The following is a 13,366-nucleotide window of genomic DNA, read 5'->3' as shown; positions in this document are numbered from 1 at the left end:
AACATTAAATTGATTAATTTTACCTCATTCATATATAACTGAGTTTATTGAACTCTTAGTCTCAAGTAAGCTCACTCGGATTTTCGTTGCATTGCCAGTCGTTAATGGTTTTCGGGGAAAGCATCATATTCTTTAGCACAAAGGTAATGGAGACGATTTTATTGAGGATGAGTGTGTGTAAAGTTGATTAAATGACTAATCTTTTCTAGGACGTCTCTTTGATCAATAAAAAAAGCCTCTGTTAAGAGACTTTCAAAATGATATAAAAAAATATTATATACGCTTACTCATTACCACTTATCACGGTAATCAAAAGAAATTTGGTAAAGATACTTATTTAATTCAATTTTATGTGTAACATGCTTTTGAATAGCGTTGACCCAACCTTCGTGTAAATCGAAAACTCCATTATTAATTATATTTTCATCTTTCGGGTCAATTGTTTCATCAATCAGGAAGTCATCATCACCAAAATCTTTTGAGTATTCCTCTCCTATAATTTCTTCTGTTTTTTTATCAAACCACTGAGTATGTAATTTCAATCCCATAATCTTATCTTCCTTATAGATATTTTTTGATATTGCGTTTAGGATCAGCTGGTTTTAACTGGTTACCTGTTTTTGGGTCAAATGCCCCAATATGTTGGCCATCACTGGCACGATATCCTTCCAGCTCACCATGCTGTGAATCCCATTCATAAATTCTTCGCCCCTTATCATCTTTCCAGCGATTGCGCTTACCTGCTCCACCTTGTTTAGGTGTTTTACCTTGGACTGGCTTAAGGATACCCAATCCTTTAATATCTTCAGTTCTTGGTGCTGGATGATAACTATGACCACGCTCTTTTACTCCCTGACGAGGTTTATCCTTTTTCCCCGTTGATAAATAAATTGGTTTTATCCCTAATTCCCATGGAAACACCAAAATTATAGGCTCTTTCAGCGTGGACTGCTTTTTCTCACTTTCAGTAAAGAATGTTGGCGGCTGTAAAGGTAAGTTATTAAATCTAGGTATATCGTATACCTTACCTGGTAGATATTTATGCCTTTCAGATTGAGGTAGAGCCGTACCCGTTAATATCGCTACGTTACCAATTTGAACCCTTCTTTCTTGTTTTTCATTTGGTAAAATATAAGCAAAAATACCTTTTTCAACCGTTTTTCTCGCTTCAACTACACGAGTTTTAACGGGTGCATCCGTTTTCACTAATTCAATTTGTTTTGTCCCATTAACTACTTGTTCGATTACAATAGCTGAGGTATTAATTATCCCTTGTTTCGCTGCAATATCTCTCAACTGTGCTTCTTTGGGGATATTTAACCTCACCCCAGCGTCAGTAAGCGCAGTTTCTTTGTTTTTTGGGTATTCTTGATAAATCATCGAAGGGTATCTATCACTCCCCACCCCAACGGGAGGGGAATACAGCATAAGACCAGCACCTAAACCTAATGCACGACCTAAAATAGCACCGAACGTTTCTGTCGCCGTTGTACTTGTCGTTGTTATTGCAGGAGTGAATACAGCGATCGGAGCCAATGTGGCTTTATCAATAGTCTTTCCAGGGATTAAAGTTGATTGAGCAGATGTTATTGCTGTATTTAACTCAACGGGAATACTGATTTGTTGCTTAGGCGTTGAAGTAACCATTTGAATAATAGAATCATATGATTCAACTGCTTTCTTTAAACTGCCACTAATCAGCCCCGCATACTGTAGATAACGCTGAGAATATATTTTTATCGCTTTGGTTATATTACCTTCCCTAAACGCATCCATCATCTCCTTACAATGCTTATCTTTTGTTAAAAATGGACAATCCATTTTTGCACATACAGGACAAATATTACGCCTTATTACCTCGATCGGTTTGACTCGTTTACTCATATAAATTCCTTTTTATATTTAACCATACAATGACAATAGTGCTCTAATATGACCAATACTCAATTATTCATCTATTCTGTTTTTTGATACGAGGTTTATAAATTTCTTTACCCATGGCCGCCATTAGACACACCATAAGGAAATTCTCTTGATTAAAGCGTAATATTTAATATGGCCATGTAGCACCTTGGCCAACCATGTTCTCTCTATAAAAAAGAAGCTTTTTTAAAGGTCTATCTTAGTTCTGCCATACCATTCAGGTAAAATTTTAGCCTGTAGCTGTGTTCCTAACGGTAATGTGAAACTTTCACTTAACAAAAAATAACTCTTATCTTTATCGCAAATTAAAAGAAGGTAATTTGTCCTTATCTTCTTTTTTTATTTTAAATAAAATAGTTCGTTTAATAAGAATTATCTTATTAATACCTGAGCAATGAATTATCGATAAACTCATTTTATTTGTTTCTAGAAATGTACTGTAAGAAAAGAATAATAGAGATTTGATTTTAGGAAGTGTTGTTTAAGGTGAATTTGTTTTTGGGATGTGAAATTAATGAGTAATAATAAAAAGAGAAAGTCCTTTTTACTCTTTTTGTTAAATAACTTTTTCGTACAAAAATGATCCTGACTCTGACTCTTTATGATAATCGCTCAACCTGTCATTCATAATTTTTATCGGGTCACAAAAATTAAGTATTCTATCAAATAACGTTAACTGCGGTTGCGCTAATAAACATAAACAAGCTTGAGCCCCCACTTCTGTCACTAAAAAAAGGGCTGTTTCATTGCCTTCTTTTAATGAAGCCTCTACCACTTGCGATAAATAAGGGTTGATTTGATTATTGTTAACTTCAAAATACCAACTCTTAGGCATCAGCGGTTTTAAAAAGCGATGGGCTATTAATGCATTTAAAGCTAATTCAGCTCTTGATTCTGATGGCATATCTATTTGGCGAATTTGCTCATCGTATCCATAATAAAGAGCTGCATCATCGACGGTAAAAGATGCTGATTGGCGAGCGCTCTCACTTAACATTTTACTTGGAAAGCGTGAACGAAAAATCATGCCATTGGCTAAATCAAGCATTAATTTTTGTTGCTCAACATCAAAATACCAACGCCAGCGATCATCGGGTTTTATTATCACTAATTAATCCCCCTTCGATTCATTACCTGTTTTATACTCGGATAAACGATCAAATTTAAATGACCTAAATAAAATATTTAATATCACTTAACAAAAACAGGATTCATTTTACTATTAATTAAGCACAATCAGTGCAATTTAATAAAAAATAACCAACTAGGGGCAATATAAACGAGTTAGGGGCAGAAGAAAAGCCCCTATCTCATTATTAAATAGATTTAGATATGATTAATTATAGATTTGATAAGTGCAGGACCTTGGTAAATGAATCCTGAATAGACTTGAATAAGAGAAGCACCAGCATCCATTTTTTCTCTTGCTGCTGTTAATGAATCAATTCCACCTACACCAATAATAGGCAATGCACCTTTTAATTCTTCATTTAATTGGCGGATTATTTGTGTGCTTTTTGATTGTACTGGGCGACCACTTAATCCCCCCGCTTCATTACAATGATCTAATCCACTGACTAATGATTTATCTAATGTCGTATTTGTCGCAATAACACCATCAATATGATGACGCACTAAGCTATCTGCAACTTGAATTAATTCTTCATGTGTTAAATCAGGTGCAATTTTAACCGCGACAGGAACATATTTTTGATATTTTCCCTGCAACTCTAATTGTTTATTTTTAATTGCAGATAGCAGATCGTCTAACGCTTCACCATATTGTAGCGTGCGTAAACCTGGAGTATTTGGTGATGAGATATTGATTGCGATATAACCGGCATGCGCATAGACTTTTTCCATACAAATCAAATAATCATCTTTACCTTGCTCGACTGGGGTATCTTTATTTTTACCAATATTAATACCCAGTACACCGCCATAACGAGATTGTTTTACATTTTCAATGAGGTTATCAACGCCAAGGTTATTAAATCCCATTCGGTTAATTAAGCCTTCGGCTTCCACTAAACGAAATAACCGAGGTTTATCATTTCCTACTTGAGGGCGTGGTGTCACAGTACCTACTTCAATAAAACCAAATCCCATTCCACCAAGTGCATCTATGCAATCGCCATTTTTATCAAGACCGGCTGCAAGACCAAGAGGATTTTTAAATGAGAGTCCCATACAGGAAACGGGTTTTGAAGGAAGCGACTGCTGAATAAGAAATTGAAATGGGGAATGAGATAAACGTTTTAACTGACGGAAGGTAAAATCATGGGCACGTTCAGGATCTAGCCGAAACAATGCCTTCCTTACTAAGGAATAATACATACGATCTCCATTGAGAATATCGGGTATTAGGAATGGTACGTCTACGACAATTTAAGCGTCGTGCATCTTATAGATAAAAGCACGAAAAGTAAACGTTTCAACTTCACAATTCGCCATAAAAAATCCCCAGACTATGCAGGGGATCTTATCATCATGCTAATTTAACACTATTTATTCACTTATAAAGTGATATAAAACGCGATATTAATCAACTAACGCTTTGGTGATTTTCTCATAAAGATCGCCCGATAAATTATCCAGCGTTTTCAGTTTTAATAACTCAGCACGCATTTTTTCTTGGCGTGTTGCATCATAACGTTTTAAACGAATAAATGGTTCAATAAGGCGTGATGCAACTTGTGGGTTACGGCTATTTAAGTCAGTCAGAATTTCTGTCAATAATAAGTAACCAGAACCATCTTCAGCATGGAAAGCGACTGGATTATTATTTACAAATGCACCAATTAACGCACGAGTACGGTTAGGGTTTGCTAATGTAAATGAACGATGAGATAACAAACTACGAACTTTCTGTAACACGTCTTTTGCGGGGCTCATGGCTTGTAAACTAAACCATTTATCCATCACTAAACCATCTTGATGCCATTTATCATCGAACTCTTGCAGTAACACATCTTTGCAAGGCAATTGTGCCATGACGGCTGCATTCAATGCTGCAAGTGCATCAGTCATATTGTCACTGTTGTGATATTGTGCATCAACAAGTTGGTTACCTGTTTGCTCATCTTCAGCCGCTAAATAACCTAAACACACGTTACGTAAATCACGTTTTGCAATATCATCATGATTAACACGATAAGCGCCAATATGCATTGAATGATAAACAGCAGAGAACTCATCTGCCATTTCAATCGCTAATGTTTTACGAATAAAACCAAGCGCTTCATGAATAGCGATAGGATCAATAATACTAAATGATTCACCCGCTTCAACATCAGTTGGTAATGTCAGAATAAGTGCAGCTAATGCTGGATCGATATCTTTATCAAGTAATACGGCACGGAAAGCATCAATCACCATATCAGGAAGAATACCGCTTTCGCCCTTTTGAACACGAGCCACATTTTCTTTTATATAACGGCCTAATAATGATTGCGCCGCATCCCAACGTGAAAAGGCATTACGTGCATATTTCATTAAAAAGGACAGTTGCTCATCCGTAAACGAATAATCAAGTTTTACGGGTGCTGAGAATTCACGTAATAAAGAGGGAATAGGTTGTTCTGGAACATCATCAAACACAAATTGCTGTTCTTCACGTACAATATTCAATACATTAGAAATCGCCTGACCTTGTGAGCGCAAAGGAATAACATCGCCTTTGGTATCATATAACTCAATATCTAATGGAATATGCAGTACTTGCTTTTCAGTTTGATCTGCGGTGGGTGGTGTCATTTGACTAACAGTTAAGGTGTATTGCTTTTTGTTAGCATCATAACTATCACGCACTGTCAGTTGTGGCGTACCTGATTGGCTATACCAACGACGGAATAAAGTGAGATCAACATTAGAGGCATCTTCCATTGCTTGAATAAAATCGTCACAAGTTGCCGCACTTCCATCATGACGATGAATATACATCTGAATGCCCGCTTGGAACTGTTCTTCACCTAATAAAGTGTGGATCATTCGGATCACTTCTGAACCCTTCTCATATACAGTTAAGGTATAGAAGTTGTTCATTTCGATCACGCTATCAGGGCGAATTGGATGCGCCATCGGACTTGCATCTTCAGCAAATTGCGCACTACGCATTACGCGTACATTATTAATACGATTGACCGAGCGTGAACCTAGATCCGAGCTGAACTCTTGATCACGGAAAACGGTTAAGCCTTCTTTTAAACTTAATTGGAACCAATCACGGCAAGTGATTCGGTTACCTGTCCAGTTATGAAAATATTCATGACCAATAACAGATTCAATACCCAAATAGTCTTTGTCTGTCGCCGTTTCACTTTTAGCCAGTACATATTTCGAGTTAAAGACATTAAGTCCTTTGTTCTCCATTGCACCCATATTAAAGAAGTCAACCGCAACTATCATATAGATATCAAGATCGTATTCTAAATCGAATCGAGATTGATCCCATGCCATCGCATTTTTCAATGATGTCATTGCCCAATCGGCACGATCTAAATTACCCTTATCAACAAACAGCTCTAAAGCAACTTCACGACCGCTTTTGGTGATAAAAGTATCTCGTAACACATCAAAATCACCTGCAACCACCGCAAATAAGTAACTTGGTTTTGGATGTGGATCTTCCCATGTTACCCAATGACGACCATCTTCAAGTTCACCTTGTGCAACACGATTACCATTGGATAATAAATAAGGATACTGTTTTTTATCCGCAGTAATTGTTGTTGTGTAGCGAGCTAATACATCAGGTCGGTCTAAATAATAGGTAATATGACGGAAACCTTCCGCTTCACACTGTGTACATAATGCATCACCCGATACATACAGCCCTTCTAATGCAGTATTAGCAGATGGATTAATTTCGTTGATAATTTTTAATGTAAATTGCTCTGGCAGTTGTTCAATGATGAGTTTGCCGTTTTCTTCTTTATAGTGTGTCCAAGCAACATCATTTACTGCGATTGATTTTAAGGTTAATTCTTCACCATCTAAGACCAAAGGTGTTGAGGTTGAAGCCAAGCGCTTACATTGGCTGATCGCCGTAATCTGGGTATTTTCTTTATCTAAAATAAAATCAAGATGCAAATCGGTGATTGTGTAGTCAGGGGCACGATAATCTTTGCGAAATTTCGCGATTCTTTGTTGTGTCATAAATAAAAACCTTTTAGTTAACACGACTATTTAACGGTTATATTGCCAAAGCTTACTCGTCAAAAATCTGTTTAGCCAGTCGAATATTCAATTGAGAACATTAAAAGTCAACAAGATGTTAATAGATTATTAATACATGTAATCAATTTATTTGGTAAATGATGCTAATAGACTCCCAAATTATGTTTAACGTGGTAAACTCATCTAAGTTTTACAGCTTGTTTTTATGTCGCAGAGAAATATTATTGAATAGTGACTTTTTGTTATCATATTCGGGTATACTCTCCAACCTTAACGATTTAGCAGACATAAAAACGCTCCGTGAGGATGCTTGACGCGCTATGATTTTAGACGCTACACCGATTATTACATCACTTTTGGATACCGATGCATACAAGCTCCACATGCAACAAGCGGTTTACCATCATTACAGTGATATTCCTGTCGTTGCTGAATTCCGTTGCCGGAGTGATGAACGTCTAGGTGAATATGCAACAACCTTACGCCATCAAGTTAACATGATGGCAGACTTGTCATTAACGAATGAAGAATTTGACTATCTTCAGAGCCTCCCCTTTTTCAAAAATGACTATCTGCAATGGTTTAAGCATTTTCGTTTTAAACCAGAACAAGTCCAAATTTCAACCACACCTGAAAACCAACTTGCCATCAGAATAACAGGCCCTTGGCGTGAAGTTATTCTATGGGAAGTGCCTTTGTTGGCTTTAGTGAGTGAAATTGTACATCGTACTCGCTCCCCTGAAATCACTCCTGATGATGCTGTTGACCAATTACGTAAGTTAATTGATATCTTCTATCGTGATGCTGCTGAACAGCAGATTAATTTAGCTGATTTCAAATTGATGGATTTCGGCACTCGTCGTCGTTTTTCTTATGATGTGCAGTGTGCCATTGTGGATGAGCTGAAAAATCATTTTCCTTATCTCATTGGGACTAGTAACTATCATTTAGCAGAACGTATGCAATTAGCGCCAGTGGGTACACAAGCTCATGAGTGGTTTCAAGCACATCAGCAAATTAGCCCTGAGCTTGCCAATAGTCAGCGTGCCGCCTTACAGTCTTGGTTAGATGAATATCCTGATCAATTAGGTATTGCATTAACTGATTGTATTACGATGGATGCGTTTTTGCGTGATTTTGATAAAGCCTTTGCCGTAAGCTATCAAGGTTTACGTCATGACTCTGGCGACCCTATTGAATGGGGAGAAAAGGCCATTGCACATTATGAAAAATTGGGTATTGACCCAATGAGTAAAGTACTCGTCTTTTCTGATAGTCTCGACTTTCAAAAAGCTCTCGTACTTTATAAGCATTTTCATAAACGCATTCGCTTGATCTTTGGTATTGGCACTCGACTCACTTGTAATATTCCAAAGATAACACCGCTCAATATTGTGATTAAGCTGGTGGAGTGTAATGGTAAGCCGGTGGCTAAATTATCAGATAGCCCTGGTAAAACAATTTGTGAAGACGATGACTTCGTTGACCAACTTCGCAAAGCCTTTGATGTCCCGCTCATAAAACAAGCCTGTTGATTAGCTAAAAATCTTCATTCACAAAAGAAAGGGTAATAAATACCCTTTTTTTTGTCATAACTCCCTTTCTTATCAATATTTCACCTGTTTTTATCAATTTATTTTATACAAAAGCTTTTCTCTTCTTTATTGACTCTTTAAACTAAAATTTCCTACTTGTTTCCTGCGCTATTGCAAGTAACATAGAAAAACTGTCCGACAGGGGCAGAGTGAATTAACCAAACAATTATTTTAATTAAACGAAGAGAGATTTATTTATGATCGTTGCGCCTGTAGTCGACGTACTGCAAGGCCGTATCGCGGTTGGCGAAGACGTCACCGTTCGCGGTTGGGTACGTACAAGAAGAGATTCAAAAGCTGGTATCTCATTCCTTACCGTCTACGACGGTTCCTGCTTTAATCCAGTACAGGCCATCATTAATAATAATTTACCGAATTATCAAGATGAAGTGCTGCACTTAACCACAGGTTGTTCTGTGGAAGTCACCGGTAAAATTGTTGAATCTCCGGGCCAGGGACAGAACTTTGAAATTCATGCTACTCATATTGTTGTAGTAGGAATGGTCGATGATCCGGAAACTTATCCGATGGCCGCCAAACGTCATAGTATTGAGTACCTACGTGAAGTTGCTCACCTTCGTCCTCGTACTAATTTAATTGGTGCAGTTGCACGTGTTCGTCACACGTTGGCACAAGCACTACATCGTTTCTTCGATGAACAAGGCTTCTTCTGGGTTTCTACGCCACTTATTACGGCCGCAGATACAGAAGGTGCTGGTGAGATGTTCCGTGTTTCTACACTTGATATGAATAACCTGCCACGCACTGATAAAGGTGAAGTTGATTTTAGTGAAGACTTTTTTGGTCGCGAAGCATTTTTAACCGTATCAGGCCAGTTAAATGGTGAGACTTATGCTTCTGCATTAAGCAAGGTATATACTTTCGGCCCAACATTCCGTGCTGAAAATTCAAATACCAGTCGCCATTTAGCTGAATTCTGGATGGTTGAACCTGAAGTGGCATTTGCTGATCTGAACGATATCGCAGCCCTTGCAGAAAAAATGCTGAAATACACTTTTGCCGCAGTGTTAGCAGAGCGTAAAGATGATATGGAATTCTTTGCACAACGTGTCGATAAAGACGCGGTCTCACGCTTAGAAAGCTTTATTACGTCTGATTTTGCTCAAATTGATTATACCGATGCAGTCGCTGTACTTGAAAATTGTGGTGAGACATTTGAAAACCCTGTTTACTGGGGTGTTGACCTCTCTTCTGAGCATGAGCGTTATCTGGCAGAGAAACACTTTAAAGCGCCTGTCGTTGTAAAAAATTACCCAAAAGATATCAAAGCATTTTATATGCGTATGAATGAAGATGGGAAAACAGTTGCAGCGATGGATGTATTAGCACCAGGTATTGGTGAGATCATCGGTGGTTCTCAACGTGAAGAACGTTTAGATATGTTTGATAAACGTTTAGAAGAAATGGGCATGAATAAAGAAGACTACTGGTGGTATCGTGACCTGCGTCGTTACGGCACAGTACCTCATTCAGGCTTCGGTTTAGGTTTTGAACGTTTAGTTGCTTATGTGACCGGTGTCGCAAACGTTCGTGAAGTTATTCCATTCCCACGTACACCAAGAAATGCTGATTTCTAATTTAGTGATTAATTAGTATTCAATCAGAAATTTGCACTGCTGTTTTATTGTGCAGATTTAGCTTAAGTGAAGAAGCCAACCACAAGGTTGGCTTTTTTTATGCATGGCTCTTATTTGATTCAAAAGTTCCCCAAAATACATAATTTGAAATGCATAGTTACAATTTGTTACACTTTTTTCGTTTTTGTAGCAAATTGGGGGTAGATAAAATTTTTTACCAATGGAACACTGTCACCCGACACAGACGACACTTAACTCTCATAAATAGTTCCATAAAAATTAAGAAACTATTTCTGGCAGTGGCAAAGGTGTCTGAATAACACCAATGAGGGTAATAATAATGATGAAGCGCAATCTTCTTGCAGTGGTAATCCCAGCTTTAATGTTTGCTGGTGCAGCAAACGCAGCTGAAATGTATAACAAAGACGGCAACAAAGTAGACATCTACGGTAAAGTTGACGTTCGTCATTACTTCGCTAACTCTGAAAGAGACGGCGGTAAAGAAAGCGGTGACGCTTCTCGTGCGCGTATCGGTTTCAAAGGCGAAACTCAAATCAATAAAGATTTAGTTGGTTTTGGTCGTTTTGAATACGAAGTTCGTACTGGTGAACAAGAAGGTGAAACAGACTCACGTGCTCGTTTCGCTTACGCTGGTTTAAAATTTGCTGACTTCGGTTCAGTAGACTACGGTCGTAATTACGGTGTAATTTACGACACCAACGCATGGACAGACGTTCTGCCTTTATGGGGCGGCGACTCAATGTCACAAACTGACAACTTCATGACTGGCCGTACTACTGGCGTTCTGACTTACCGTAACACTGATATGTTCGGTTATGTTGATGGTCTGAATTTTGCTCTGCAATATCAAGGTAAAAACAACTCAGAAACTACTAACACACGTACTGATGTTAAAAAACAAAACGGTGACGGTTTTGGTTTCTCTACAGCTTACAACTTAGGTTGGGGCGTAACTCTGGGTGGTGGTTACTCTAATTCATCACGTACTGCAGAACAAAAAGTAAGCTCAGCTAAAGGTGAACGTGCAGAAGCATGGAACTTTGGTGGTAAATTTGCAGCTAACAATGTTTACTTAGCCGCTATGTACGGTGAAACTCGTAACATGACTGGTTTCAAAGGTAATATTGCTAACAAAACTCAAAACATCGAGTTAACTGCACAGTATGACTTCGCTGATTTAGGTATCAAACCATCTTTAGGTTATGTTCAATCTAAAGGTAAAGATTTACAAGTTAACAACGTAAATGACGAAGATTTAGTTAAATATATCTCTGTAGGTTCTTTCTACAAATTTAACAAAAACATGACTGCAGTTGTTGATTATAAAATCAACCTGATCAAATCTGATAACAAACTAGGCATCAACGACGACAACGTAGTTGGTTTAGGCCTGACTTATCAGTTCTAATTACCACTTAGGTAATTAAACAGTCAAGTTAATTGATTTGAAAAGCAACACTTCGGTGTTGCTTTTTTAATTTCACCGTTAACATACACTCTCCCTTCCTCTATCTATTTATTCTATATTTATATTAATCACGCTTAATTGGTTTCTTGATCATCATAACTCTCTCCTATACTTTCTATTTTGAGAACATTAAAAAGTTTATCATACTAAACAATTATGACTTTTTAGTGATTATTTTTACATGTTAATGTAATCACAGGATATTCACTTACTTACATCTTGTTTTGCTATTTATTCTCACTTAGTTCACAACTTCTTGTTAATTTCTCTACAAACAGTTGGCAAAAATCCCTCATAGCGTTACTCTTGATACTCATATTTCGGCTTCGTTTTGAGCTTAGGGAACAATTACACTATGTTTGAGAAAATCATTGCTGCACCAGCCGATCCTATTCTGGGTTTAGCTGATAGTTTCCGTTCTGATCCTCGTGAAAACAAAATTAATTTAGGAATTGGTGTTTACAAGGATGAAACAGGCAAAACCCCTGTTTTAACCACAGTTAAGAAAGCAGAAAAATACCTGTTAGAAAACGAAACCACTAAAAACTACCTTCCTATTAGCGGTATCCCTGAATTCGGTGCTGTTACCCAAGCACTTTTGTTTGGTGAGCAACACCCTATTATTGCAGAAAAACGTGCGCGTACCGCACAAGCACCCGGTGGTACTGGCGCTTTACGTATTGCGGCTGATTTTATTGCACAACAAACCACAGCAAAACGTGTTTGGATAAGCAATCCAACTTGGCCTAACCATAATAATATTTTCCAAACAGCAGGTCTTGAGATCTGTAATTATGATTATTATGATGCAACAACACGTGGGCTAGATTTTGAAGGCATGTTAGCAAGTCTTGCAAAGGCTCAAGCAGGTGATGTTGTCCTGTTCCACGGTTGCTGCCACAACCCAAGTGGTATTGATCCCACGGAAGAACAATGGCGTCAACTGGCTGCATTATCAGCAGAAAAAGGCTGGCTACCGGTTTTTGACTTTGCATACCAAGGTTTTGCTCGTGGTCTTGAAGAAGATGCGCAAGGCTTACGTCTTTTCGCAGAAAACAACTCTGAACTTATTGTGGCAAGCTCATATTCTAAAAACTTCGGTCTTTACAATGAGCGTGTTGGTGCATGTACTATTGTCACCAAAGACAGTGACACTGCTGAAAAAGCCTTTAGCCAAGCCAAAGCCATTATTCGTGCCAACTACTCAAACCCACCCGCACATGGAGCTTCTGTAGTTACCACCATTCTTTCTAATCCAGAATTAAAAGAAGAGTGGATTGAAGAGCTGACAACCATGCGTGAACGTATTAAACGCATGCGTCAACTGTTAGTAACCACATTACAAGAAAAAGGCGCAAAACAAGATTTTAGCTTTATTATCGACCAAAATGGGATGTTCTCATTTAGTGGTTTAAATAAAGAACAAGTTGAACGTTTACGTGCTGAATACGGTATTTATATCGTAGGCTCTGGACGTATTAACGTTGCAGGCTTAACCCTTGAGAATATGGTTCCGTTATGTGAAGCCATTGTGGCTGTGCTTTAATCTCTGTTTAGAAGCTGAATAAGATAAATGCCGCGTT

General features: G+C 37.9%; 9 protein-coding genes. 4 read left to right on the top strand and 5 right to left on the bottom strand.

The window, feature by feature from the left end; genetic code table 11:
* Positions 1-290: 290 nt before the first annotated feature.
* From INT04_RS00485 to pepN, 5 genes are all read right to left on the bottom strand, one after another.
* On the bottom strand, positions 291-548 hold the full coding sequence (locus INT04_RS00485) for a colicin E3-like toxin immunity protein (protein WP_193014219.1): 258 nt from the start codon (positions 546-548) through the stop codon (positions 291-293).
* A gap of 13 nt (positions 549-561) precedes the next feature.
* A complete protein-coding gene (locus tag INT04_RS00480) occupies positions 562-1,884 on the bottom strand; it encodes a colicin E3/pyocin S6 family cytotoxin (protein ID WP_193014218.1) in 1,323 nt (440 codons plus the stop codon).
* 595 nt (positions 1,885-2,479) lie between these two features.
* The gene (locus INT04_RS00475; protein ID WP_193014217.1) at positions 2,480-3,031 is read right to left on the bottom strand and encodes a cell division protein ZapC; all 552 of its coding nucleotides are present in this window, start codon (positions 3,029-3,031) and stop codon (positions 2,480-2,482) included.
* Between the two features lie 218 nt (positions 3,032-3,249).
* Positions 3,250-4,260 carry a quinone-dependent dihydroorotate dehydrogenase gene (gene pyrD, locus INT04_RS00470; protein ID WP_193014216.1) on the bottom strand — a complete coding sequence of 337 codons (1,011 nt, stop codon included), beginning with the start codon at positions 4,258-4,260 and terminating at the stop codon, positions 3,250-3,252.
* Between the two features lie 204 nt (positions 4,261-4,464).
* Complete coding sequence (pepN, locus tag INT04_RS00465; RefSeq protein ID WP_193014215.1) at positions 4,465-7,080, bottom strand: aminopeptidase N; 2,616 nt, start codon at positions 7,078-7,080, stop codon at positions 4,465-4,467.
* Positions 7,081-7,421: 341 nt separating this feature from the next.
* On the opposite strand from pepN, the gene pncB reads away from it, so the two are divergent.
* The 4 genes from pncB to INT04_RS00445 all read left to right on the top strand — a co-directional run bounded on the left by pncB (position 7,422) and on the right by INT04_RS00445 (position 13,329).
* The gene (gene pncB, locus INT04_RS00460; protein ID WP_193014214.1) at positions 7,422-8,636 is read left to right on the top strand and encodes a nicotinate phosphoribosyltransferase; all 1,215 of its coding nucleotides are present in this window, start codon (positions 7,422-7,424) and stop codon (positions 8,634-8,636) included.
* Between the two features lie 257 nt (positions 8,637-8,893).
* The gene (gene asnS / locus INT04_RS00455) at positions 8,894-10,294 is read left to right on the top strand and encodes an asparagine--tRNA ligase (protein WP_193014213.1); all 1,401 of its coding nucleotides are present in this window, start codon (positions 8,894-8,896) and stop codon (positions 10,292-10,294) included.
* Between the two features lie 340 nt (positions 10,295-10,634).
* Positions 10,635-11,723 carry a porin gene (locus INT04_RS00450; protein WP_319021311.1) on the top strand — a complete coding sequence of 363 codons (1,089 nt, stop codon included), beginning with the start codon at positions 10,635-10,637 and terminating at the stop codon, positions 11,721-11,723.
* 415 nt (positions 11,724-12,138) lie between these two features.
* Entirely contained in the window at positions 12,139-13,329 is a 1,191-nt protein-coding gene (locus INT04_RS00445; protein ID WP_193014212.1) for an amino acid aminotransferase, read from the top strand.
* Positions 13,330-13,366: the final 37 nt, after the last annotated feature.

It is taken from the genome of Proteus sp. FME41 (assembly GCF_014897315.1).
Taxonomy (GTDB): domain Bacteria; phylum Pseudomonadota; class Gammaproteobacteria; order Enterobacterales; family Enterobacteriaceae; genus Proteus.
This window is presented reverse-complemented; position numbering and strand designations above follow the sequence as displayed.

Coding starts and splice junctions, on each gene's coding strand:
- INT04_RS00485 (WP_193014219.1), bottom strand. CDS start 548: ATGGGATTGAAATTACATACTCAGTGGTTTGATAAAAAAACAGAAGAA.
- INT04_RS00480 (WP_193014218.1), bottom strand. CDS start 1,884: ATGAGTAAACGAGTCAAACCGATCGAGGTAATAAGGCGTAATATTTGT.
- pyrD (WP_193014216.1), bottom strand. CDS start 4,260: ATGTATTATTCCTTAGTAAGGAAGGCATTGTTTCGGCTAGATCCTGAA.
- pepN (WP_193014215.1), bottom strand. CDS start 7,080: ATGACACAACAAAGAATCGCGAAATTTCGCAAAGATTATCGTGCCCCT.
- pncB (WP_193014214.1), top strand. CDS start 7,422: ATGATTTTAGACGCTACACCGATTATTACATCACTTTTGGATACCGAT.
- asnS (WP_193014213.1), top strand. CDS start 8,894: ATGATCGTTGCGCCTGTAGTCGACGTACTGCAAGGCCGTATCGCGGTT.
- INT04_RS00450 (WP_319021311.1), top strand. CDS start 10,635: ATGATGAAGCGCAATCTTCTTGCAGTGGTAATCCCAGCTTTAATGTTT.
- INT04_RS00445 (WP_193014212.1), top strand. CDS start 12,139: ATGTTTGAGAAAATCATTGCTGCACCAGCCGATCCTATTCTGGGTTTA.